The organism is Cellulomonas fimi (assembly GCF_012952065.1).
GTDB lineage: Bacteria > Actinomycetota > Actinomycetes > Actinomycetales > Cellulomonadaceae > Pengzhenrongella > Pengzhenrongella fimi_A.
Genome location: NZ_JABCJJ010000003.1, coordinates 40,098 through 64,301, shown reverse-complemented (window position 1 = coordinate 64,301; position 24,204 = coordinate 40,098). Strand labels below are relative to the sequence as shown.

The window sequence follows — 24,204 nt, the reverse complement described above, 5'->3', positions numbered from 1 at the left end:
CCATGTCCATCAACGCCGCGCCAACGTCGTCGCCGGTGCTCACCGCCACGGGGCTGCGTAAGACCTACGGCCACGTCAAGGCGCTCCGCGGCGCGAGCCTCGAGGTCCGGGCGGGCGAGGTGCTCGCGATCGTCGGCGACAACGGTGCCGGCAAGAGCACGTTCATCTCCTGCATCTGTGGCGCCGTGACGCCCGACGAGGGCGAGGTCCGCATCGACGGGACCGCGCTCGAGCCGGGGTCGATCGCGTCCGCGATGGATGCCGGCCTGGCGGCCGTCTACCAGGACCTCGCGGTCGCACCGCACCTGTCGGTCGTCGAGAACATCTTCCTGTCGACCGAGCTGAAGAAGCCGGGTCTGCTCGGGCGGCTCGGGATGCTGGACCGCCGGGCGATGCGCCAGAAGTCCGAGGAACTCATGCACGGCCTGGGCATCGACCTGCCGAACCTGGACCGGCCGGTGGAGCAGCTCTCCGGCGGCCAGCGGCAGGTCGTCGCGGTGGCCCGTGCGGTGTCCCGCGCCAGCCGCGTCGTCGTCCTCGACGAACCGACGGCCGCCCTGGGCGCCAAGCAGTCGAAGATCGTCCTGGACACCATCGAGGCGACCCGGCAGCGCGGCATCGCGGTGCTGCTGATCTCCCACGACCTGCCTCGCGTGCTCGAGATCGCCGACCGCATCGTCGTCATGCGACTGGGCGCGGTCGCCACCGAGGTCGACCCGAGGGGCACCACCGTGAGCGACGTCGTCGCGCTGATGCTCGGCGAGACAAGCCTGAACGACGAGAGGAGGGCGTCATGACCACCACCGCCCCCGCCAAGAACCAGACGCGGCACCCGGCCGTCTCCGCGGCGACCTTCACCGGCATCTCCACGACCTGGTACGTCGTCGCGGCCGTCGTAACCCTGATCATCGCGTTCACGATCGCCGGCCCGGAGGCGAGGTTCGTCTCCCTGACCAACCTTCAGGCGATCGGTCGCAACAGCGCCGGACTCATGCTGCTCGGCGTCGGCCTCGCGTTCGTCCTCGGGGCCGGGCACATCGACCTCTCGGTGGCCGCCAACCTGGTCCTCTCGTCGGTGGTCTCGGCCAAGACCGTGCTCGCGGTCTCCGGAGGCAGTGCGGCCGCAGCAGCGGGCGAGTATGCGAACGGGGGTCTGGCCATCGCCGCGGGGCTTGCGGCCGGGATCGTGACAGGTTGCCTCGTGGGCATGTTCAACGGCTTGCTCGTGACCCGGCTGAGGATCAACTCGTTCGTCGTGACGCTCGGCACGATGGGCATCGCGACCGGGTTGGCCCAAGTGGTCACCGGCGGCGCGAACGTTCCCTACCTGCCGCCGGTGCTGCAGAGCGCGATCGGCATGCGCGCGGTGCTCGGCGTGCCCGTTCCCCTGCTCATCGCCGTTCTGGTGGGCCTCGTCGGGGCGGCAGTGCTCGCCTGGACCGCCTTCGGCCGGCACACGCTGGCCGTCGGATCCTCCGCGAGCGGCGCGCGCCGGGCCGGCGTCCGCGTCGAGCTCACCACCACGGGGGTCTTCGTGATCAGCGGCCTGATGGCTGGGATCGCGGGTTTCCTGGACATCACCCGCTTCGGGACCACCGCAATCGCCGGCCACGAGACCAGCATGCTGGCGGCGCTGTCCGCCGTGATCATCGGCGGCACCAGCCTCTTCGGCGGACGCGCCTCCATCTCCGGCGCCATGGTCGCCACCTTCATCCCCACAGTGCTGCTCGCCGGCTTCGTGATGGTCGGCGTCGGTTCCTTCTACCAGAACATCGCCATCGGCCTGGTGCTCATCACCGCCGTCTGGATCGACGGCATCCGGCGAGGCCAGCTCGCGCCGCGCTAGCTCCACCCCATCCCACAACGCACGCCCCAGGACAGGAGACACAATGAAGAAGATCCGTCTGGCGGGAGCAGCGATGGTCGCAACAGCGGCGCTCGCACTCGCGTCCTGCAGCACGCAGACCACGAACGAGCCGGGAGCGGCGGCGGCGGATGGGGGCTCGAACGACGGGCCTCTGGAGATCTCCCTGCTGACGACCTACAACGGCCTGCCGTTCTACACCGCCATGCAGTGCGGCGCCCAAGACGCTGCCGCCGAGCTCGGGGGAGAGATCTCGCTGTCCAACGACGGTCCGTCGCGGGGTATGAACGCCGCCGACCAGCTGCCCGTCCTGGAGTCGGTCGTGAGCAGTGGACCGGACGGCCTCATCTTCGTCCCGGCCGACCCGCAGGCGATGCTGGCACCGGTCAAGTCGGCGATCGACGCCGGCCTCCCGGTCGTCACCACCGACGCGACCCTCGCCGAGGAAGTCGCCCTCGCGCAGTTCCACGGGGACAACCTGGCCGGTGGTGCGCTGGCCGCGGAGGAGATGCTCCGCCTGGTCGGCGACGCCACCGGCAAGATCCTCGTCCTGGACAACCGGCCGGGCCTGCCGATCACCAACGAGCGGGCCGAGGGCTTCATCGCCGGCATGGAGGGCGCCGAAGGTCTGGAAATCCTCGAGACCCAGTACTACGAGGACGACCCGAACCAGGCCGCGACGATCGTGCAGTCGAGCCTGCAGGCCAACCCGGACATCGTCGGGATCTTCACGACCTCCGAGGCCGGCGCCACCGGCGCCGCCAACGGCCTGCAGGGCCTGGCCGCCGAGGACGTGGCCGTCATCGCCTACGACGCGGGCCCGGTGCTCGTCCGTGCTCTGCGGGACGGAACCATCGATGCGCTGGTGGCCCAGGGCTCGTACAAGCAGGGGTACGACGCCATGACGCGACTGGTTCAGCACCTGCGTGGTGAGGATGTCAGCGGCGAGCCGTTCGACAACGTCGTGGACAACGTCCTGGTCACGCCGGAGAACATGGACGACCCCGAGGTGGCCAAGTTCCTCTACCCGGAGTCGTGCTCCTGACCTGACGAGCGGTCCCGGCGGCCGGAGGCCGCCGGGACCCGTCCACGCACATGCACGCGCACACGCACACGCACACCAACCTGCAGGGAGACGCCGAGATGGCTGACACGACAACCGGCGCGGTGGTGGTCACCGGGGCCGCCTCCGGCATCGGCCGCGCTACGGTCGAGACGCTGGCCCGAGCTGGTCGCCCGGTGCTGGCCCTGGACCTCTCTCCGGCCGTCACCGAGCTGGGGTCGACGACGGTCCTGACCGTCCGGGGTGACGTCACGGACGCGGACGTCCTGCTCGACGCGGTCAGCCGGGCTCGCTCCGCGTTCGGTGCCGTCGACGGTGCCGTGGCCGCGGCGGGGATCACCCGGGCCGGGACCGTGGACACGATGGACCCGGCCACGTGGGACGCGGTCCTGCGGACCAACCTGACGGCGGTCTTCCTCCTCGCGAAGGCCTGCCTGCCGGACTTCCGTGAGGCCGGCGGGGGGTCCTTCGTCGCCATCGCCTCGCAGGTGGGGATGGTCGGGTACCCCGAGAACGTCGCGTACTGCGCCGCCAAGGGTGGCGTGATCAACTTCGTCCGGGCCCTCGCGGTGGATGGTGGACCGGACAACATCCGGGCGAACGCGGTCTGCCCGGGCCCGATCGACACCCCGATGCTGCGGCAAGGCTTCGAGCAGACGGGGGAGGACATGACCGTGGTGACCCAGCGGGTGCCGTTGGCGCGCGTCGGCACCCCGCACGAGATCGGAGCCGTGGTCGAGCTGCTCCTCAGCCCCGCCGGCAGCTTCGTCACCGGCGCCGTGTGGCCCGTCGACGGCGGCTACACCGCCCAGTGACGTGCCCAGCTTGCCCACCCGAAGCACGACAGGAGACCGAGGCGTCATGAACGAGGATCCCAGGGAGCGTGCGCTGCTCGCGCTGATCGCCGACCTTCAGCCGGTCGGCGCCCGCGAGATCAGCAAGCGCCTCGACGGTCCGCTCGAGGGTCTGAGCGAGTCGACCCTCAGCCGGCTGCTGCGGCGCCTGGACGCCCGCGGGCTCACCCACTCCCCGGGCGGCAAGGGCAGGATCCTGACCGGCGACGGCCGGGCCGCGGCCGACCGGTTCGCGAACGAGCTGCGCTGGAGCCAAGAGCTCGGATCCCTCGAGCTACGAACCGCTCAGGACGTCGCCGACCTCCTGCACGCCCGCCGCGGCGTCGAACGCGAGATCGCACGTGCCGCGGCTCTGGCCGCGACGGACGCCGACGTCGCCAACCTGAGTGCGCTGCTCGTCGGGCACGAGTCGTCCATCGAGACCGACGACGAGCGACGACGCAAGGCCGTGGACTTCCACCGCGCACTGGCCGAGATGGTGCCCAACCGGATGCTGCGAGGACTGGCGAGCGTGGTGTTCGACCCCCGCTTCGACCACCTCGAGCAGGTGCTCGATGTCATCACCGAGAGCCGCGGCACCACCCGCCGCTCGACCCACGAGCACCACGACCTGCTTGACGCGATCGAGTCCCGAGATCCGGACGCCGCCGAGGCGGCGATGGTCAGACACCTCGACCGACTGATCGGTGACGCGACGATCGACGTCACACCCTCGATGCAGGAGGCGATCGCCGTCTTCCTCCTCGCCGGCCGCGCCGTACCCGCCGGATAGCTCGGATCTTCCTTCACCCCCGGATCGAGACCCATCACGCTCAGGAGAAGTCATGCCCGCCCTCACCCAGATCGTCACCGCCGCCGCCCCTGCCCCCAGCGCCTCCTACTCCCAGGCCATCGCCTGGGACCACCTCGTGGTGACCGGAGGCCAGGTCGGCGCCGATCCCGCCACCGGACAGCTGCCCGATGCCTTCGAGGACGAGGTCAGCCAGGCGCTGCGCAACCTCATGGCCGTCCTCGACGCGGCGGGCACCGGACCCGACAGGGTCGTCAAGACCACCTGCTTCCTCACCGACATCTCGACGTTCGCGACGTTCAACTTGATCTACCAGGAGTTCTTCAGCGACCCGCTGCCCGCCCGCAGCACGATCGGCATCGCCCTGGCAGGCGGCCTGCGCTTCGAGATCGAGGCCTGGGCCGTGCGCGACACCCCGGAGGAAGCAGCGTGACCTGGTTCGACACCGTCATCCGCGGCGGGACCGTCGTCGCAGGCGGACACAGCGCCCCAATGGACGTCGGGATCCGCGCGGGGCGTGTCGCCGCCCTGCTCGCACCTGGTGCACCGGCAGCGGGCCAGCACGAGCTGGACGCGACCGGACTGATCGTCACCCCCGGCGGGATCGACACCCACACCCACATCGACTGGCCCTACGACGGCACCCGCACGGTCGACGGCGCCCTCGGCGCCAGCCGCGCCGCGCTGCTCGGTGGCACGACCACGGTCGTGGACTTCGTGCCGCCGGGCGAACCCGGGTACGACCTGAGAAGGGCCTGCCACGACCGCGCCGACCACCTCGGGTCAACCATCGCCATCGACTTCGCCCTGCACCCGATCCTGCCCGACGCGTCCCGCCCCGTCCTGGACGCGCTGCCCGACGTGATCGCCGACGGCTTCACCTCATTCAAGATGTACACCACCTACCAGGACCGCCGCGTGGACGACGGCGCGGCATGGCAGCTCATGAACGTCATCGCCCGCCACGGGGGCCTGCCCGGGTTCCACGCCGAGAACCACGAGCTCCTCGCGGCCACGTTGCACGAGCAGGAGACGCTCGGGCGTCTGGGTGCCAGCGACTACCCGGCGAGCCGGCCCGCACTCGCCGAAGCCGAGGCGATCGGCATGGTGGCCCTCTACGCCCGCCGTATCGGCACCCCGGTCTACATCTTCCACATCTCCGGCCACGAAGCATTGGCCGCGGTCGAGGCAGCTCGCCGGGCCGGCAGCGACGTCTTCGCCGAGACCTGCACCCACTACCTCGTCCACGACGACTCCGTCTTCACCGGGCCCGACCCGTGGCGGTACGTGATCTCACCGCCCATTCGCGGGGACCAGGACCGGCTGGCGCTCTGGGCGGCGGTGCGCAGCGGCGCGGTCACCACGGTCGGCTCCGACCACTGCGCGTACGCCACCACGAGCAAGTCCGCCCGCACCGACGACCACCGCCACGTCCCCGCCGGCGCGCCCGGCATCGAGGCCAGAACCCCGTTCCTGTGGAGCGAGGGCATCCACCGCCACGGTTTCACGCCTGCCGAGGTCGTGAGCGCCAGCAGCGAGCGGGCCGCGCGGGCGCTGCAGCTCGACGGCAAGGGCAGGATCGCCGTCGGCGCCGACGCGGACCTGGTGCTCTGGGACCCCGATGCCCGCTGGGCCGGCAGCGACCTCCGGCGCTCATCGCCGGACACTTTCTCGCTCTACGACGACGGCAAGGGTCAGGGCAGGCCGAGGCACGTCCTCCTACGCGGCGAGCAGGTTGTGGCCGACGGCGAGCTCACCGACCTGCCGGCCCGGGGCCGGTTCGTGGCCCGGCACGCGCGGATGACCGCATGACACCGATCGCGATACGGGTCCGGATCGCACCCGCGCAACCGGACGTCATCGCCCGCGCCGTGACCGCCGCAGGTGCTGTCGTGGTCGCCGACATAGAGCCGGCCGACCTGGTGGTCTGGACCTCGAGTCGTCCAGCTGGCATCGACGACCAGCTCACACCCTCGGTCCGGTGGGTGCAACTCCCCGCGGCCGGGGTGGAGTCGTGGGTCCGATCCGGGCGGACGAGCGACGGCAGGGTCTGGATGTCGGCAGCCGGCGTCTACGCCGACCACGTCGCGGAACATGCGGTCGCCGGCCTCCTGGCAGCCGTTCACCGGCTCATCCAGCACGCCCACCAGGATCGGTGGTCGCCGATCGGCTATCGCCCGCTTACCCAGAGAACCGTGGCAGTGGTCGGTGGTGGCGGGATCGGTACCGCGGCCATGCACCGACTGGTCACCCTGGGGGCCACCGTGCTGGCCGTGACCCGGACCGGCCAGCCCGTCGAGGCAGCGCACGAAACAGTCGCCACCGCACACGCACGCGAGGTGTGGCGACGTGTCGACGACATAGTCCTCGCCGTTCCGGCCACTCCTGCGACCCGACACTTCGTTGACGAAGCGGCCCTCCGCGCCCTGCCCACGGACGGCTGCGTCGTGAATGTCGGTCGCGGCGAGGCGATCGACACAGCCGCGCTTCTCCGCGTCCTGGACGACGGACACCTCGGCGGCGCGGTGCTCGACGTCACCGACCCCGAGCCCCTGCCCGTCGACCATCCCCTCTGGACGCACCACCGCGTGATCGTGAGCTCGCACTCCGCCAACCCGACCTCGCTGCGCTGGCCCGCGCTCGCTCGCCGCGTCGCCGAGAACCTCACCCGTATCGCGGCGGGCGCACAGCCCACGGGCGTGATCGAAGACGGCTACTGAGGGGTCCGCACCGACATGCGCGGCCGCCCCACCAATATCGCGTCGAGCCGCCGCGGTCGAGTCATTGATCGACCCACGCCGGCTGCTTCGCCGCTCTTGCGGATGATCCCAGCCGTCCGTGCCTGGGTCACCCCGTGTGACCAACGACGAACCCGCTCCCGGCCCGCCCTGACAGACGCCGGACGGTACGTGCTCGTGTAGCCCGGTGTTGTAGGCCGCAACTGCACCCCTGCAGATAAGGAATCGCCAGAAGGAAGCGGCTCTGAACCGTCAGGTGGGGGTGCGGGTTCATGTGGGCAGCGGGAGTGCACGGTGCGATCCGGGACGTCGCCACGCTTCCGCAACAGGATCCGGGCATCACCCCGAACACCGACGGGCTGCCGGGCCTGGAGGTGGTCCGGAGCATCGTCGGGGCGCTGTTGACCTGGGGTCTGGTGGCGTGCGTGGCCGGCCTGGTGATCTCGGTGATCGTGTGGGCGGTTGCCCACCAGCAGGGGAACTACTCCCACGCCTCGAGCGGGAAGACCGGCGTGCTGGTCGCCGCGGGCGGCGCGATCCTGATCGGCGGGGCGAACGCGATCATCGGGTTCTTCTCCGGCCTGGGCGCGGGGATCTGACATGCCAGTCTCCGCCCTGGACCCGTGCGCGGTCCCGTTGAGCCCGGCCTGCGCGGCCGGGGCGGTCACCGGGTCGGTGCAGACGGCGGCCAGCGACTACATGCTGGGCGGGTTGGGCCGGGCGTTCCTGGACGCGGCGGAGCAGGTGGCGCAGGCGTCGTACCGGTCGCTGGATGAGACGACGGGCATCGACCTGACCGCGGCGTGGTTCCGGGGCAACGTGGCGGTGATCGCCGCGGTGGCGTTGCCGGTGGTGGTCGGGCTGTTCGTGGTGCAGGTGCTGACCTCGGTGCTGCGCCGCGAGCCGGGCGGTCTGGCCCGCGCCGTCGTAGGGGTCGGTAAGGCCCTGGTCGGGTCGGCGCTCGCGTTGGCGGTCACCCAGCTGGCGTTGAGCGCGGTGGACGGGATCTGTGCGTTCATCGCCGCGTCGGCGGATACGACCGTCTCGGCGGCGGTGTCCCGGTTCTTCGACTTCGTGGCGATGTCCACGGTGCTGGGGCCCGGGCTGCAGCTGGTTGTCGGGTTCCTGCTCATCGTGGGGCTGATCGCGTTGTGGGGGGTGATGGTGTTCCGCAAGGCGGCCCTGCTGCTGATCGCGGTGTTCGCGCCGATCGCGTTCGCGGGGTCGGCGTGGGACCAGACCCGGATCTGGACCCGGCGCTGGTTGGAGATCGTCGCCGCCCTGGTGTTCTGCAAGGTCGCGATCGTGGTGGTGTTCGTCGTGGGGGCGTCGGCGTTCGCCGGCGTGGGACCGACCACCACCGGGCAGACCACGGCGCCAGCCGCCGGTCAAGGGCTGTCGGACGTGCTGGTGGGGCTGTTGCTGTTGTCGATCGCGGTGCTGGCCCCGTGGTTGACGTGGCGGTTCCTGCACTGGTCGGGCATGGAGGCCGCCGCGGTGATGAACTCCGCCGTCGCGGCGAGCCCGGTCACCACCGGCGCCCGGACCGCGGGGCGGTCGGGGATGCACCTGGCCCAACAGATCGGTACTTCCAAGCTGATCGGCTCGATCGGGTCGACCAAGGCCGCCCGCCCACCCCAGCTCCCCGTCAACGGCGCGGCAGGTGGCGTCCGGGGCGGTGAGCCGCGATGAGCACCGGCCCGGCCGCGGCCCGGTTCGGGCGTCTGGAGCGGCGCGGGCTGCTGCTGGGCCTGTCGGGTCCGCAGGTCGCGGTCGTCGCCGCGGGGCTGGCGATCGCGACCGGGGCGGTGTACTCGCGCGGGGCGGGCGGGCTGGTGGTGAGCGCCGCGGTCTGGTTGCCGCTGCTGGTCGCGGGCACGGTCAGTGTCGCGGGCCGGCCGGTGGTGGCCTGGGTGCCGCTGCTCGCCGAGTGGCGGGCCCGCCGCTTCCTCGGGCGCACGACCCTGGTCGTCTCGACCCGCCGGGTGCCCGACGCCCGCACGCTCACGCTGCCGGGGATCCCCGGCACGTTGATGGTCACCGCCGCGCCGACGTCGGGGGCCGCGCTGGTGCTGGATCGCCGGGCCGGGACGGTGACCGCGATCGCCCGGGTCAGTGGATCGGGGTTCTTGCTGGACGACGCCGTAACCCAGGACCGCAAGGTCGCCGGGTGGGGCCGGGTGCTCGCGACTTGGTGCCAGCAGTCGGCCGTGGTCCGCGTCCAGGTGCTGCAACGCGCGGTACCGGGTGGGGGTGACCCGGTGCGCCGCTGGTGGGCCGCCCACGATGCGGGGGCCGGGTCGTGGGCCGACGGCGTGGTCGCGGCCCTGGTGGCGAACGTGCAGTCGAGCGCGACCCGGCAGGAGACCTTGATCAGTGTCGCGGTCCGCGCACCACGCCACCTCGGGCGCGGCCTGCGACCCGAGGCCGCCGCCACGCTCGAGCTGACCTTGGGCGCGCTGGGGGAGGCACTGGTCGGGGCGGACCTGCACCTGGACGCGTGGGTGCGCCCGGAGGCGCTCGGGGGTGTGCTGCGTCGCGCGTACGCCCCCGACGCGGCGGCCCGCGCCGAGACCGCACCGGTCGACCTGCCGGTGCGGCTGCCCGGGCCGACGGGCGCGACGGAGGAGTGGGACCGCCTGCGCACCGACACCGCGGTGCACGCGGTGTACTGGGTCGCGCAGTGGCCGCGCACGGAGACCGATCCGGGGTTCCTGCGCCCGCTGCTGCTTGCCCCCGGCGCCCGGCGGACGGTGTCGTTGATCGCCGAGCCGGTGCCGGTCGCGCGGGCGCTGCGGGAGATCCGCCGCGGCAAGGTCGAGCACGCCGCGGACGCCGCGCACCGGGTCCGGGTCGGGCAGGTCGAGGACGAGGCGACCCGCGCCGAGCTGGACGACCTGCTGCGCCGGGAGGCCGAGCTGGTCGCCGGGCACGGTGACCTGCGGTTCACCGCCCTGATCACCGTCACCGTCTCCACCGCGGCCGAGCTGGCCGCGGGCTGCGCGGCGATGGAGACCGACGCCGCCCAGTCCCTGTGCGAGGTCCGCCGCCTGGTCGGCCAGCAGGGCCTGGCCCACGCCGCGGGCGCGCTGCCCCTGGCCCGGGGTGCGCTGTGAGTGGCCCGGACCAGCACCTGACCCGCGGCCGCGGCGCACGCCCGCGCCGGTTCCGGGCCGCGCCCGGCCGGTTGACCGCGTGGCGCGGGCTGGGCCTGGCGCCGCACCGGGCGTCGTCGGCCACCCTGGCCGGTGCCTACCCGTTCCTGACCGCCCCGGCCCTGGACCGCGGGGTGCTCGTCGGGACCGACGCGCTGACGGGGGGCCCGTTCTGCTTCGACCCGTGGGACCTGTACGCGGCCGGTGAGCTGACCAACCCGAATTTGCTCCTGGCGGGGGTGATCGGGCAGGGCAAGTCCGCCCTGGCAAAGTCCCTGGCGGTCCGGTCGATCGCCGCCGGGCGGCGCGTCTACGTGCCCGGGGACCCGAAGGGGGAGTGGGCCGCGGTGGCCCGGGCGGTCGGCGGGGTGGTGCTGGCCCTGGGGCCGGGGTCGGCGGTGCGGCTCAACCCGCTCGACGCCGGCGACGGCGACCCGGCCGCCGTGCACGGGCGGCGCGCGCGGCTGCTGGTCGCCCTGGCCGAGACCACCTTGGGTCGCCCGCTGCGACCGGCGGAGCACGGCGCACTGGACGCCGCCGTCACCGTCGCCGCCCGCCGCCCGGCCCCGACCGTGCCCGACGTCATCGACGCCCTCGCCGCACCCGACCCGGACGCCGCGCGCGCGGACGGGTCGACCGCGGTCGAGCGGACCGCCGAGGGGCGGGAGGTGGCCCACGGCCTGCGGCGCCTGGTCCGGGGGGACCTCGCCGGGCTGTTCGACGGGCCGTCCACCGGGCACCTGGACCCGGCCGCGCCGATGGTGGCCCTGGACCTGTCCCGGCTCGGGTCCAACGAGGACGCCCTGGCGTTGGCGATGACGTGCACCTCCGCGTGGCTCGAGGCGGCCCTGGCCGCACCCGGGGCGGGGCCGCGGTGGGTCATCTACGACGAGGCGTGGCGGCTGATGCGCTCGCAGGCGTTGGTGCAGCGCATGCAGGCGCAGTGGAAGCTGTCCCGCGCGTACGGGATCGCGAACCTGCTGATCCTGCACCGCCTGTCCGACCTGGACGCCGTCGGGCACGCCGGCACCGAGGCCCGCGCGATCGCCGCCGGGCTGCTCGCGGACTGCTCGACCCGGGTGATCTACCGCCAGGAGACCGACCAGCTGGCCGCGACCGCCGCGGCGCTGGGGTTGACCGGCACCGAACGGGACCTGCTGCCCGCGCTGGGTCGGGGGACCGGGCTGTGGAAGCTGCCCCGTCGCTCGCACGTCGTGCACCACCACCTGCACCCCGACGAGGCTGCCCTGTTCGACACCGACGCCGCCATGCGCGCCTACCCCACCGGGAAGGTCCCGTCATGATCCGGACCGATGACGTCGTCCACCTTGCCGAGCAGGCGACCCTCGGCGGACTCCTGCTCGACCCCGCCCCCTTCGCCGAGGTGGAGGCATGGGTGCGCGGGCAGGACTTCGCCGACCCGTGGCACCGGATGGTGTGGGCCGCGCTGCGCGAAGCGCACGTCGCCGGGCGCCCCCTGGACGTCGAATGCCTCGGCGTGGACCTGGTGGCCCGGCACGGCTCCCGCCTGGCGGACATCGTGCGGATCCACGACCTGGTCGCGTGCGTGCCGGCGAACCCCGACGCCCGCCCGCACGCCCGACTCGTGGTGGAGTTCGGGGTCCGCCGCGAGATCGCTGCCCAGGGCGTCCTGCTTGAGGCCGCCGCCCTGCATGCCGCGACGAACCTGGAGGCCCAGCCGCTGCATGCGGCGTTGCGGATCGTCGGGGCCGGGTACCTGGTCGCGGGGGAGCGGTGGGCGCTGGCGAACGGGGAGGAGATCGGCCACTTCGTCGACCAATTGCCCACGCAGCTGAAGGCCGGCGCCGCGTCCCTGGAGCTGCGGCGCACCGCCGACAAGGTCCTGAACCACGGCCCCGCCCTCGACCGCGCCGAGGCGCGCTCGCATGAGGCCCGGTTGGTCGCCTGCCTGGCCTCCCACCCGACCGCCATCGCCCCCACCTACGCGTGGTTGGGCCCGGACCGGCTGCTGAACAAGCCGTGGCGCACGGTGTATCTGGCCCTGGGCGAGATGGCCGAGACCGGGCGCACCATCGACCCCATCTCCCTGGCCGCGGCAGTACTGCGCACCGCCCGACGCACCGGCACCGCCCCGGACGCCGCCGAGCTGCGCGACGCCGTCGCGGCGGAGGAGTCCTCGGTGCCGGGCCACCTGCGCCGCGTCGTCGCGGGGGACCAGCTGCGGCTGCTGGCCCACGCGGGCGCCCGGGTACTGCGGGCCAGCGCGGCCAACCCCGGCACCCAGGTCGTCGACCTGCTCGAGACCGGCATCCGACTGGTGCAGGCCCTCAACGTGCTCTCCTCGGTCATGCCCGACGCCGTAGGGCCGCGCGTCCGGCGCCACGCCACAAGCCTCGACGAGGGCCAGCACCGCCGCGGCCCCCGTCCTGATCAGCCACCCGTCGGACCGGTGACGGGATGAGGCCGCCCCCACGCCGACCGCCCCGCTACGGAGCGACGCCCGGGAGCGGTGCAGCGTCGGACTGGACCGATTGGCTGCTCACGGCCGCGGCCGCGGTGTTCACGCTCGGCGCGGTCCTGTGGGTCGGTGCCGCCGGTGCAACTCTGCTCGCTTCCGGTGACCTTCCGCAGGGCGGGATCCGGGCCGCGCTCGGTGCGCTTCGGCAGCCAGCCACACCGTCCCGGGCCTGGGGCAACCCGGACGCGGTGCCCGACCCGGGCCTGTACTGGGCCACCAGCGCTCTCGTGGTCGCCGGCCTCGGAGCCGTCGGGGTGCTGTCATGGCGATGGTGGTCGCGGCATGCCAGCTGGGCGGTGTCCGCGGTGCAGCGGATCCGGCACCTGCCCGGACTGGCCACCCGCGCCGAAGCGCAGTCCGCCGCCGGCAAGACCGCCCTGCTGCGCCGAGCCCGCGTGGTGCGCCCGTCCGTGGGGCCCGGCGTCGGGGCGGGCGACGTCGGGTACCGGCTCGGGCGCGTGGGCGGCACCGAGTTGTGGTGCTCGGTGGAGGACTCCGCGCTGCTGGTCGGCCCACCGCGGATGGGCAAGGGCCTGCACGTCGTCATCCCGTGGGTGCTGGACGCGCCCGGCCCGGTGGTGTCGACCTCGACCCGCCCGGACAACCTCGCCGTCACCCTGCACGCTCGCGCCCGCCGCGGCCCGGTCGCGGTCTTCGACCCCCAGCGTCTCGCCGGCCTGCCCGGCGGCTTGCGCTGGTCGCCCGTGCGCGGCTGTGAGAGCCCCCGAACCGCGCTGGTCCGGGCCCGCGGGCTCGCAGCGGGCGCGGGCTTCGGTGCGAGCGTGTCGGACTCGGACTTCTGGGCCGGGCAGACCGAGTCCGCCCTGCGCTGCCTGCTGCACGCCGCCGCCCTGGACGGGCGCCGCGCGGTCGACCTGTACCGGTGGTCCCTCAACCCGGTCCTCGCGGAGGACGCCGTGGCCATCCTCAACCGCGCCACCGCGGCCGCGGACGGGTGGGCCGACGCCCTGGACGCCGCCATCCACGCCGACCCCCGCACCCGAGACTCCATCTGGCTCGGCGTGCGTCAGTCCCTGGCCGCCCTGGCCGACCCGGACGTGCTGGCCGCCGTCGACCCCGGACCCCGCGACGGGTTCGACCCGGCCGCGTTCCTGCGCGCGTCCGGCACCCTGTACCTGCTCGCCGCCGCCGTCACCTCCGCCTCCTGCGCCCCGCTGCTCGCGGCGTTCGTGGAGGACATCACCGAGACCGCCCGCGCCCTGGCCGCCCGCTCACCCGGCGCACGCCTGGACCCACCACTGCTGCTCGCCCTGGACGAGATCGCCAACCTCACCCCGCTACCGTCCCTGCCCTCCCTGATGGCCGAGGGTGGCGGGACCGGCATCACCACCCTCGCCGTCCTGCAGTCCCTGGCCCAGGCCCGCCACCGGTGGGGGGAGCACGCCGCCGACACCCTCTGGGACGCCGCCACCGTCAAGATCGTCCTCGGCGGGCTGGCGAAGTACCGCGACCTGGACGACGTCGCCCGCCTGCTCGGGGAGATCGACGAGCTCACCGAGACACGCACCCGCGCCCGCACCGGGGACCGGTCCTCCTCCACCTCGGTCCGGACCGTCCCGGTCCTGCCAGCCGCCGCACTGCGCACCCTGCCGTTCGGCACCGGGATCCTGCTGCTGCGCCAGACCCGCCCCGTGGTCATCGACCTACAACCCTGGACCGGGCGACCCGACGCGCCCCGGCTGCGCGCCGACCAAACGGCCGTCGAAGTTGCTGCCGCGCACGCGACAACGGAGGTGCCCCGGTGAAGAAGTCCCTGCTCGCCCTCGGTGGCCTGGGCCTGGGGGTGGTGCCCGCGGTGGCCCTGCTGACCGCCCTGACGCTGGGCGCGACGACGTCCGCGTGCATCACCACCTCCGCCGGCGGCGCGCTGGCTGACAGCGCGCCCGTGCCCGCGCCGGCCCGGGCGTGGGTCGCCGCGACCAAGGCGGCCTGCCCGGACCTGCCCGAGACCTGGATCGCGGCGGTCATGGCCCAGGAGTCCGGGTTCTCCCCGGACGCGTACGCCGACGACGTCAACGGCGGCACCTGGGGACTGTTCCAGCTCAACGCGTCCATCTGGCAGGCCGCGTACGGCCACCCCTGGTCGGCCGACCTGGACCGCAACGGGCAGTGGGACGTGCGCGACCCCGACATCCACGCCACCGTTGCCGGCACCTACCTGTGCACCCGGCTGAACGGGGTGCGCCAGATCCGGGCCGAGCACCCGGACTGGGCCTCCTCGGCCCTGCCCGAGCTCGACGCGCTGATCATCGCCCACAACGCCGGGGAGTCCCGGCTGCGCACCTACCCGGCCCTGCCCGCCATCACCGCCCGGTTCATCACCACCGTCAACGACCGGGTGACGGCCTGGGCCGTGGACACCACCTCCGGGGCCGCCGAAGAACCCCTCGACCCCGCCCCGGCCCCTGCGCCCACCAACGCCCCGGTGCCCGCCGCCCCCCGCCCCCCCGAGGCGGTGGTGGGCACCGGGTGCCTGCCCCAGCTCGGCGCCGACAGCTCGGCCGTGGTGGTCCCCGACAACAGCACGAGCGACGTCGCCACCGGGGTACGCACCGCCCTGTCCTACGTCGGGGTCAGCTCCGGGTGGCGCCAGCTGTGCGACCGGCTCGCGTGCCGCGCCTACGGGTACGCCACCTCCGGGTACCCCTCCGCGAAGGCCCACTGGGCCCAGATGGTCGCCACCGGCCGGGCCCGCCCCGGCGACCGGTGCCCACCCCTGGGATCGTTCGTGTACTGGAACACCGGACGGCCCTTCGGGCACGTGTCCATCGTCGTGCAGGCCGACCCCGGCTGCGACGCCGACAAGATCCTGGTCACCGCCAACGAGGTGTTCGACGCCGCCACCGGCAACCAGGGCGGGGTCTACCTGCTGTCCTTCGCCCGCCTCGATGCCATGTACCTGCGCGGCACCGGGTACATCGGCTGGTCCACCCCGGTCTGCCAGGGGGCACTGCTCCCGACCGGGACGGTCCACCCCGCACCGTCGGGGCGGTGAGGTGGCCGTGGGCACCGCGCGCCGCGATTGGCCATCCTCCGAGGAGCGGCTGGCCGCCCTGCACGACCAGCTCATCGCCGCCGTCGAGGCGCTGACCTCCTCCCCGGCCTGGGCGACCATGCTGCGGGTGGCGGCCCGGTTCCCCGACTACTCGCCGTCGAACGTGCTGCTGATCGCCGTCCAGCGCCCCGACGCCACCCGGGTGGCCGGGATCAGGACGTGGAACTCCCTCGGCCGCCGGGTCCTCAAGGGCGAGCACGGCATCGCGATCCTGGCCCCCTGCGTGTACCGCACCCGGGACCACCACGCCCCCGCCGGCGTCCCGGCGCCGACCGTGGGCGCCGGTTCGGAGCACCGTCCGATGACGCCCGACGCCGACACGGCGGTCACCCGCCGTGAGCTGCGCGGCTTCAAGGTGGTGCACGTCTTCGACCTCACCCAGACCGAGGGCGACCCGCTGCCGGACGTGGCCCCGGAACTGTTGCGCGGCACCGCGCCCGAGCACCTGTGGGACCACCTCGCCGAGATCCTGGCGGCCGACGGGTACCGTCTCGAGCGCGGGGCCTGTCGCGGGGCCAACGGGTGGACCGACTACGCGACCCGAACGGTGCGCATCCGCGACGACGTCGACCCGGTCCAGGCCGTCAAGACGCTGGCCCACGAGCTCGGCCACGTCCACGCCGACCACGAACACCGGTTCCCCACCTACGCCCACGACCACGCCTGCCGCGGCCGCGCCGAGGTCGAGGCCGAGTCCATCGCCTACCTCGTCACCGCCCAGGCCGGCCTCGACTCCACCACGTACTCCGTGCCCTACCTCGCCGGCTGGAGCGACGGTGATCTCAACATTCTGCGGACAACGGCCACGACCGCACTGACCACCGCCCGCGCCATCGGCGACCTGCTCCCGTTGCCGACGCCGCCGGCCAGCGAGCTGGCCGTGACGTCAACTCCGGCACCGCGATCCGACCCGCGAGCGCCGGACAACAGTGCAGGCGCCGTGGCAGGCCGCGACGCTACGCCTGCCCACGCACCCATCCCCACGCTGATCCGAATAGAGAGCACTCAACTCCCGGCCCGGCCCGCTTCGGACGTGCGACGACCACCGCCATGATGAACACTGGAGGTTTGACAGCCAGCTCCCGACCTCTCGTCAGTCGCTGGAGCACCGCTGATCAAGCACGCAGTCGAGCAGGCGCTCATGGCGCTCAGCAACCACGCCCAGCGCCCGCCCATTCGAGCGGCTGGCCCGCTACTACGACGGCGACCGGAACGTCGCCGGGTCCACCGTCCTCGAGCTCCCCGCCGAACGACCCCATGGAGCGATCTGACGGCGATGAGTGACTTCTACATGAAGGTGCGGTCCGCGCTGTCGCACCGGCGACGCGGAACCCGAACGCCTGGGTCACCGCCAGCAAGCTCCGCGCCCGCAAGCGACGGACCTTTTCCCGGTGCAGGACACAACGTCGCCTGCGAGTACCTCGGCCTCATCCCCGAGAAGGACCGAGGCGACCACGAGATCGACTACCAGGTCTTCCGGGCGCTGATCGGAGACTGGGCGGTCATCGACGCCATCGACTCACTGGCGGACCAGCTGCGACACGACGCCGACGTCCGCCCCGACCACGGTCGGCTGCGACTTCTCGACGCGGCCCTGTGGACGCGGGGTGCCCAGAAATAGACCGCCTTACGCAGACGCGCGTTCGGCGAGCGCCCCGCGCCGCGGCGGATCCGGGCGAGCGTAGCCGCCCTCGGTGCGGCATGACCGGTCGTTGACCTAGTGGCGCCGTCGGGCGAGCACGATGGCCTGGGGCGTCTTCTCGTGCCCTTCCGGTGAGCGGTGCAGGTAGGTCTGGACGTCGAAGCCGGCGTCGTTCAGCACGGTGCTCATGTGTTTCGGGTCGTGGCGGTAGTTGGTCAGTGGCACGGCGTGCCCGTACGCGCTGGATCGATTCACACGTTCACCTTGGCCGGCCTGGAAGGCGGTCAGCAGGAACGCGCCCGGCCTCAAGACCCGAGCGAACTCGGTCCAGGGCGTCGTCAGGTGGGCCGGCGGAGTATGGATGAGGGAGTACCAGGCGAGCAGCCTGTGTTCCGGGAGCGTGAACCCGACCGAGTAGGCCAGGCCGGCGGCGGGTCAGGGCCTCGATGACCTGGCGGGAGCCGCCGGCGCCGTCGATGCGCACCAGGACCGACTTGCCGCGGGTGGGACCGGGGATCTGGGCGAGCGCGGAGGTGATGACCTGCAGGTGGTCCGCGGCGGTGTTCGACCCGGCGTTGCCCGGGCGCAGATGGATGCTCAACGGCTCACCGGTGCCCTGGGGCCCGTGGTCGACGAACGCGCACAACGGGTGGAACCCGAACCCCCGCTTGAACGTGGGCGCCGCGTTCTCCTTCTCCGAGTGCGCGGTCACGAGGGTGGCGTCGAGGTCGATCACCAACGGGCGGCGGGCGTCTCGGTCGTGGTCCGGCGCGTTGGCCCCGGCGGCGTCCCAGACCCGCGCCCGGGCGGCCGCGCGGGCGCCGTCGATCGCGGTCAGGACCTTGTCCGCGTCGCCTGCCAGCCGCGCCAGGGTCCGCGAGGCCGTCGGGTCGGAGGCCACCTGGCCGAACACCGCCGGCTCGGCGCGGACCGTGGCCAGGTCCGAGCAGGCGTCCCCGCCGAGCGCGAGTGTCACCGCGAGGTCGAGCAGCACCTTGGCCGGGTCGTGCGTCGCGAACCGCGCCCGCCACGGCGCCAGCGCGGCGCTCAACGCGACGTCCAGACCACTGGCCCGCACCGCACCTGTCAGCAGCACCCCACCGGCCTGCCCGACCGCCGACCCGCCGTCCGCGTCGACGACCAACCGCGGATAGAACCCGCTACGCTTCATCACCTGGAAGGTGCTCCTCGAACTCGGCTGATCTGTCCCTCGCAAGACACATCATCCCAGTTCAGGAGCACTTTTCACGTCTACGGCACGCGACCACCGTGAAAGGCCGAGGTTAGGCGGGGTGGAAGGGACCAGCGATGCCGCCTACGACCACCCTCAGTCCACGACGACCGCGCGGAGAGTGCCTCGCGAGGACCTGAGCCCGCAGGCAGATCCGGATGCCTGCTCACTGGACTCGGTGCTCGGAGGGTCGGCAGCCGGTGCGGGCGACCCATTGGGTGAGGCGTTCGCGGGCGGCGTGGAAGTGGTTCATCCAGAGCAGGGGTGCTGTGCCGTCGGGGTTGGTGTAGGCGGTCTGCCAGGCGGTGTACAGGGCGGAGAGTTCTTCGATGAGGGCGCCGTGCTGGGGCCAGCAGGTGGGGATGGTGCGGTGGTCGAGGGTGTAGCGCCAGCGGATCCAGTCGACCCATTCGCCGACCTCGGCGAGCATGATCTGCTCGTGGTCCTGGTCGTCGTAGACGGGCCAGCAGATCGGCTCGGCAGGACCGAGCGGCGCGCGGAGTCGGGGGGTTGTGTCGTCTGTGGTCATCGGTGGATGCTCCTGGCTTCGTGGTGGCGGGCGGTGTGTGGCGCGGTGGCCAGCGCGAGCGGCGGCGGCCCGGTGCGGGGGGCGAGCTGCCCGGGTTCGGTGAGCTGGTGGAGGTCGCGGTGGGTGACGTGGGCGGCGACCGCCGCGGTCCAGGCCTGGTGCTCGGGGCCGGGGTCGGGCTCGGGGTCCAGGGGCCGCATCCAGGCGGGGTGGGTCGCGATGGCCAGGGCGGTGAGGGTCGAGACCCGTGCGGTGATGAGGGCGTCCAGCTGGCCGATCGGGTCGGCTGCCGGGTCGGTGGGGTCGATGGGCTCGAGCGGTCCGACGTGATCGGCCTCGTGCGGGTCGCGGGTCGGGCGCCCGGCGTCCAGGAACTCCGTCAGGGCGCGGGTGAGGGCGGTCGCGAGGTCGACGTCGGCCCCACGGGTGCGGCCGTGCGCTTCGGTGTGATCGCGCACGAGCTGAGTGAGGATCCGTTGCATGGGTAGGCAGCGGGCTTCGCCGCGGCGCAGGGCGCCGATGAGTGCGGGGCGTTCGGGGGAGGCCCAGAGGGCGGTGACCTGGCCGGGGTCCAGTCCGCAGGTGGGTAGCAGCGGGCGCCAACGGCGGGTTGCGGCGTCGGTGGCGAGGGTGTGGTGGATGGGTGCGAGGCGGTGCAGGGAGCCGGCCTCGTCCTGGGCGCGGGCCAGGGTTTGGGTGGCGGAGATCTCCGCGCCGCTGGTCGCCAGGATGCGGGCGAGGATGTCGAGGCCGGGGGAAGTGCCGTGCGGGTCGGGCAGCGCGTCGCAGGTGGGGTCGACCCCGTCGATGGCGACGTACACGTTGTTCAGGTGCCGGCCGCGAGTCATGGCGACGTACAGGTTTTCCCGGGTCATGCCGGGGGCGGCCAGGGCGTGGGCGTGGTCGACGGTGACGCCCTGGGTGCGGTGGGTAGTGGTGGCGTAGCCGAGCTCGACGTGCGCCGCCACGTAGGCGGCGTCGAGCCGCACCGCGGGGCGCGACGACCGGGCCCCCGACGTCGTGCCGGTGGGGGCGTCGTGGCGGGTGACGCGGGTGAGGGTGAGGGCTCCGTCGGGGTGGGTGGCGGTGACGTCCCACAGGTCGCCGTTGCGGACGTAGCCGCCGGTGGGCACGCGCCGGTGGCGGGCGTTGTGGCGGGTGACGACCCGGTCGCCGGTGGCGATGGTGACGCCGGTCGGGGTGGTGATGCCATGGGGGGCGACAACGCCTTCGGTGACGCGGTCGGTGTGGGCGCGGTCGTTGAGGGCGTCGACGGTGCGCTGGTCGGCGGCAAGCAGGATCGCGGTGTGCCCGGCGGCGGCGGAGTCGCGCCAGTGCGCGTAGGCCTCCTCGAGCATCACCTCCCCGGGTCCGGCCTGGATGCGGCCCTGGTCGTCGTAGGTGTCCAGGACGCGGGGGTTGCCGGCCCGGAGCAGCAGGGTGGCGTGGGCTTCCCAGGGGTGGTGGAACCGCCACAGGGTGCGCAGCGTGGCCGGGTGGCCGCGTTCGGCGAGCAGGGCGAACGCGCCGCCGGCGTCGACGGCGGACAGCTGGGCGTGGTCCCCGACGAGCAGCACCTTCGCCCCAGCCGCGGTGGCCTGCGCGGTGAGGGCGTCCAGCTGGAAGGTCCCGGCCAGAGAGGCCTCGTCCACGATGAGCAGCTGCCCCGGGCGCAGCGCCCACCCCTGTTGCTCCGCCCTGGCCCGCGCCAGCGCGCTGCGCAGCTGCCCGATCCGGCGCCCACCGGTCCGCGCGTCGGCCTGGGCCAGCGACTGCGCGAGGTCCGCGATGCGGTCGCGGCGGGCGGCGGCGCCGGGGCCGTGGGACTCGTAGAGCCATTTCGCGGTGTTCTCGCAGCCGATCCCGAGCGCGTCGGCGAGCTCGCCGGCAGCGGTCGCGGACGTGGCCAGGCCGATCACGCTGCCGGGCCCGTGGGTGCGTTCCCAGCTGCGGCGCAGCGCGAGCAGGGTGGTGGTCTTCCCGGTGCCGGCCGGGCCCACCAGCACGTCCAGGCGCCGCCCGGAGGTCTCGATCGCCTGGACGGCCTCCCGCTGGTCGGCGGCGAGGGTGACCTGCCCGCGGTGCCTCGTGCGGCTAATGGGGGAGCCGGTCACGGCCGCGACATCGTCCTCCGGGGCGACCGGCGCGGTGCGGTCGCCGGTCGCGGCGAGCAGCCGGGACTCGGCGTCCAGGACGCGGGTGTCGGTGTACCGGTCCTCCCCGACCCGGGTGAACACCGACGTCCCGTCGGGACGCCGGTACTCAGCCGGGACGGTGAACACCTCGGGGGCGGCCAGACTCACACACCGGGCCAGCACCCGGTCAACCACGCGGGTGTGCAGGTCGTGCCGGTCCGAGACGGTGGCCATCTGCAGCCCGCGGGTCTGCCGGGCGGCCTCGGCCAGCACGTTGGCCCGGGTCCATGTCGACCGCCGGGTGATCACCTGCTCCAGCGTGGCCGTGGCGAGGTGTCCGACGACGTCGTCGGGCACCTCCGTGCTGGCCCACCCCGGTCCCGCGGTGGGGTGGTGCAGGACGGCGCCGACCACCCGGTCGGGGTCGTGGCCGCCGGTGGTGGCGCGGTGCCGCCAGGTGGCGAGCAGCTCCCCGAGCGGGTGGACGTGCTTGGGCGGACGGGTGGCCCGGGTGGCGACCTGCCGCAGCCGGGTGATCTCGATCCGGTTCGGGGCGCGGCCGTGGTCGGCGGTGAAGGTGGCCAGGGCGTCGACCATGGCCTGGTCGACCTGCGCCGACCGGGTCGAGAACACCCGGAGCAGGTCGTCGCTGACTCCGTCCAGTTCAAAGGCTGGGGTCCGTTTGGGGCCGCGGTCGCGCCACCTCCACGCCACGGGCAGGCGGCGGGTGAGCTCGTCGGCGAACAGGTTGTCGTACAGCTCGGAGACGGCGACCACCGCGTGGTGCAGGGCGCGGGAGTCCACCGACCGCCACGCCCCGTCGGGCCCTTGTACTTTGTTGGCGAGCACCACGTGGGTGTGGAGATTCGGGTCGCCCGCGCGGGTGTCCCAGTGGTCGAACGCGGCGGCGATCATCCCGCGGGTGCGGACCTGCGCGCACCCGTCGGTGCCGGTTCGGGTGAACAGGGCGGTGTCCTCCAGGAACGTCAGCGCGTCGGTCACCGCCGCGCGGTGTGCGTCCAGGACCGCCTGCTGGGTGCGCGGGCCGGCCAGCGCCCACAGGGTCGAGGCGGACTTCGCGACGGTGAACGTCAGGTCGAACCCGGCCACCGCGGTGCGGGTCGGTTTGGCTAGCTCCACCTTGGTGATCGTCTCGATCGCGGCCTGCCGCTCCACCGCGCCCATCGACGTCGGTAGCCGGGCGGCCGCGTCGCGGATCCGGTCGGTTGCCGGGGCGAACACTGGGTACGCCCGCCCCAGGACCAGGCCGGTGACCGGGTCTCGGCCGGCGCCGAACAGGTGCGCCATCGCCTCCTCGGTGACGAGCGCGCCGGCCCGCACCCCGTCCCCGCCCGCCAGCCCGGCCAGGCCCGACCCGCGCCACCGGCCAGGCGGGTTCCCCGTCTCGGTGTAGTACGCCGTCAACCCGCCCGCGCCGGAGCGGTCGCAGTCGCCCGAGGCGGTGTTCCGCAGCAGGTACCGGTACCCGGCCCCGGCGGTCAGCCGGTGCATCGACAACACCGCGACCCCCTCCGCGCGCTGCCCGCGGGCGTGCGGGCGCGTCAGGAACTGGGGTGCCGGCGCGGGGGAGAAGACCAGGCTGCGCGCGATGGCCGGAACCGGAAATGCCAGACGAGTCCTGCAGGCTTCTGCCTCCGCAGGACTCGTCTGGCGGAGCAGCATGGCAATGGTCGGTGGGCAGCAGATGCGTCCGCTCGCCCTCGGCGATCCGGGTGAGCGAGAGGTGTCCGCTCTGAGCGCTGTGACAAGAACAGCGCCAAGGAACACCGCCCGCCGCAGCACGTCCGGCGGGGTGAATACCTCGGTGACCAACGCGTTCTCCGGTCCCCGACGGGCGAGCGCCCGACGTACGACCTACGGGTCGGCGTTGCGCCCGAGACTGGATTCGCTGGGAGTATCGCCGGTCAGCCGCAGCCGTCCGTGGTTCTCGAGGCATGCACGGGACTCACGTGCTCGGGAAAAGAGAGCTCGCGACGGACGACGGCGTACTTCGCTTCCAGTCGGGCGCCGAGCTCTGGCGGGAGGGCAGCGAGCCGTATGGGGTCGGTGTTGTCCGCCAAGTCCGCGGTTTTCACCGTGAGGACAAGCGAGTTGGCTCTGACCATGGCGTAGTAGTCGAGTCTAGGCTCCCCAGGGCGATGCGTCATTGCGTCGACTGCCGCCGCGACCACCGAACCGAAGGCCACCTCGACATCCTCCAGGGTGGTAGGCGTGTCCTCAACGACATCATGGAGCCAGGCCACGGCGATCTGCTCGTTGGTGGGGTCCACCAAGTGCCCACGACCCGCTTTGGGTGCTCGATGTAGGCAACGCCGGCCTTGTCGAACCGTCCGAAGTGTGGGACTGTCGCCATTTCGTGGAGAAGGCTTCAAAGAGGCGTTGCCGCAGGGTGTGGAGTGGACGGAGGTCCTCCGTCGCAAGGACGCGCTGGCCGCGCCCTGTCTCAGGCTCGCAGCAGGAAGCCTTCGTGCAACAGGCTGTTGCGCAAGAGACCGGTGGTCGGGTTCGGTTGGTCGGGCAAGCGAAGACCTCCAGACTCAAACTCTGACGGGACGGTGAACGGGTGTGCCCTTGTCCCACAGCCTGTGGGACATCTGGGGCTCGCA

At 73.1% G+C, this 24,204-nt stretch carries 21 protein-coding genes and 1 pseudogene; 17 read left to right on the top strand and 5 right to left on the bottom strand.

The genetic code is table 11. The features are described from left to right. Positions 1–2 precede the first annotated feature (2 nt). The 17 genes from HIR71_RS03080 (at position 3) to HIR71_RS03000 (ending at position 17,661) form a co-directional block, all read left to right on the top strand. Positions 3–797, top strand: a complete 795-nt coding sequence (locus HIR71_RS03080; RefSeq protein WP_169323332.1) for an ATP-binding cassette domain-containing protein — start codon at positions 3–5, stop codon at positions 795–797. Then, entirely contained in the window at positions 794–1,846 is a 1,053-nt protein-coding gene (locus HIR71_RS03075) for an ABC transporter permease (RefSeq protein ID WP_169323330.1), read from the top strand. Before HIR71_RS03080 ends, HIR71_RS03075 begins: the two co-directional genes overlap by 4 nt. A gap of 43 nt (positions 1,847–1,889) precedes the next feature. Continuing rightward, complete coding sequence (locus HIR71_RS03070) at positions 1,890–2,909, top strand: ABC transporter substrate-binding protein (protein ID WP_169323328.1); 1,020 nt, start codon at positions 1,890–1,892, stop codon at positions 2,907–2,909. A gap of 98 nt (positions 2,910–3,007) precedes the next feature. Beyond that, positions 3,008–3,742: an SDR family NAD(P)-dependent oxidoreductase gene (locus tag HIR71_RS03065; RefSeq protein ID WP_169323326.1), complete on the top strand. Its 735-nt coding sequence runs from the start codon at positions 3,008–3,010 to the stop codon at positions 3,740–3,742. Positions 3,743–3,788: 46 nt separating this feature from the next. Next, entirely contained in the window at positions 3,789–4,553 is a 765-nt protein-coding gene (locus HIR71_RS03060) for a FadR/GntR family transcriptional regulator (protein WP_169323325.1), read from the top strand. 52 nt (positions 4,554–4,605) lie between these two features. Next, complete coding sequence (locus HIR71_RS03055) at positions 4,606–5,004, top strand: RidA family protein (RefSeq protein ID WP_169323323.1); 399 nt, start codon at positions 4,606–4,608, stop codon at positions 5,002–5,004. Further along, a complete protein-coding gene (locus tag HIR71_RS03050; RefSeq protein WP_169323321.1) occupies positions 5,001–6,383 on the top strand; it encodes an amidohydrolase family protein in 1,383 nt (460 codons plus the stop codon). The genes HIR71_RS03055 and HIR71_RS03050 overlap by 4 nt, the downstream gene beginning before the upstream one ends. 242 nt (positions 6,384–6,625) lie before the next feature. Then, positions 6,626–7,291, top strand: a complete 666-nt coding sequence (locus tag HIR71_RS03045) for an NAD(P)-dependent oxidoreductase (protein WP_169323319.1) — start codon at positions 6,626–6,628, stop codon at positions 7,289–7,291. 290 nt (positions 7,292–7,581) lie between these two features. Then, positions 7,582–7,908, top strand: coding sequence for a DUF6112 family protein (locus HIR71_RS03040; RefSeq protein ID WP_249051519.1), 327 nt, complete (start codon positions 7,582–7,584; stop codon positions 7,906–7,908). 1 nt (position 7,909) lies between these two features. Next, complete coding sequence (locus HIR71_RS03035; protein ID WP_169323317.1) at positions 7,910–9,001, top strand: hypothetical protein; 1,092 nt, start codon at positions 7,910–7,912, stop codon at positions 8,999–9,001. Further along, entirely contained in the window at positions 8,998–10,425 is a 1,428-nt protein-coding gene (locus HIR71_RS03030) for an SCO6880 family protein (RefSeq protein ID WP_169323315.1), read from the top strand. Before HIR71_RS03035 ends, HIR71_RS03030 begins: the two co-directional genes overlap by 4 nt. Further along, positions 10,422–11,768: an ATP-binding protein gene (locus tag HIR71_RS03025; RefSeq protein ID WP_311836049.1), complete on the top strand. Its 1,347-nt coding sequence runs from the start codon at positions 10,422–10,424 to the stop codon at positions 11,766–11,768. Before HIR71_RS03030 ends, HIR71_RS03025 begins: the two co-directional genes overlap by 4 nt. Continuing rightward, the gene (locus HIR71_RS03020; RefSeq protein WP_169323314.1) at positions 11,765–12,907 is read left to right on the top strand and encodes a DnaB-like helicase N-terminal domain-containing protein; all 1,143 of its coding nucleotides are present in this window, start codon (positions 11,765–11,767) and stop codon (positions 12,905–12,907) included. Before HIR71_RS03025 ends, HIR71_RS03020 begins: the two co-directional genes overlap by 4 nt. Then, positions 12,904–14,730, top strand: coding sequence for a type IV secretory system conjugative DNA transfer family protein (locus HIR71_RS03015; RefSeq protein ID WP_169323312.1), 1,827 nt, complete (start codon positions 12,904–12,906; stop codon positions 14,728–14,730). The genes HIR71_RS03020 and HIR71_RS03015 overlap by 4 nt, the downstream gene beginning before the upstream one ends. After that, positions 14,727–15,980, top strand: a complete 1,254-nt coding sequence (locus HIR71_RS03010; RefSeq protein ID WP_169323309.1) for a transglycosylase SLT domain-containing protein — start codon at positions 14,727–14,729, stop codon at positions 15,978–15,980. Before HIR71_RS03015 ends, HIR71_RS03010 begins: the two co-directional genes overlap by 4 nt. A gap of 7 nt (positions 15,981–15,987) precedes the next feature. Next, positions 15,988–17,094, top strand: a complete 1,107-nt coding sequence (locus tag HIR71_RS03005) for an ArdC-like ssDNA-binding domain-containing protein (protein WP_169323307.1) — start codon at positions 15,988–15,990, stop codon at positions 17,092–17,094. Between the two features lie 222 nt (positions 17,095–17,316). Then, complete coding sequence (locus HIR71_RS03000; RefSeq protein ID WP_169323305.1) at positions 17,317–17,661, top strand: hypothetical protein; 345 nt, start codon at positions 17,317–17,319, stop codon at positions 17,659–17,661. 96 nt (positions 17,662–17,757) lie between these two features. Here the strand turns inward: HIR71_RS03000 and HIR71_RS02995 are convergent, their stop codons facing one another. The 5 genes and pseudogenes from HIR71_RS02995 to HIR71_RS02975 form a co-directional block, all read right to left on the bottom strand. Beyond that, positions 17,758–17,937, bottom strand: coding sequence for a hypothetical protein (locus HIR71_RS02995; protein ID WP_169323303.1), 180 nt, complete (start codon positions 17,935–17,937; stop codon positions 17,758–17,760). A 33-nt stretch (positions 17,938–17,970) separates the two neighbouring features. Next, positions 17,971–18,856 (bottom strand): annotated as a pseudogene (locus tag HIR71_RS02990) (transposase); the annotation flags it as partial. A 223-nt stretch (positions 18,857–19,079) separates the two neighbouring features. Continuing rightward, positions 19,080–19,442 carry a hypothetical protein gene (locus tag HIR71_RS02985; RefSeq protein WP_169323300.1) on the bottom strand — a complete coding sequence of 121 codons (363 nt, stop codon included), beginning with the start codon at positions 19,440–19,442 and terminating at the stop codon, positions 19,080–19,082. Further along, positions 19,439–23,089, bottom strand: a complete 3,651-nt coding sequence (mobF, locus tag HIR71_RS02980) for a MobF family relaxase (RefSeq protein ID WP_169323298.1) — start codon at positions 23,087–23,089, stop codon at positions 19,439–19,441. The genes HIR71_RS02985 and mobF overlap by 4 nt, the downstream gene beginning before the upstream one ends. 413 nt (positions 23,090–23,502) lie before the next feature. After that, positions 23,503–23,868 carry a hypothetical protein gene (locus tag HIR71_RS02975; RefSeq protein WP_249051518.1) on the bottom strand — a complete coding sequence of 122 codons (366 nt, stop codon included), beginning with the start codon at positions 23,866–23,868 and terminating at the stop codon, positions 23,503–23,505. Positions 23,869–24,204 lie beyond the last annotated feature (336 nt).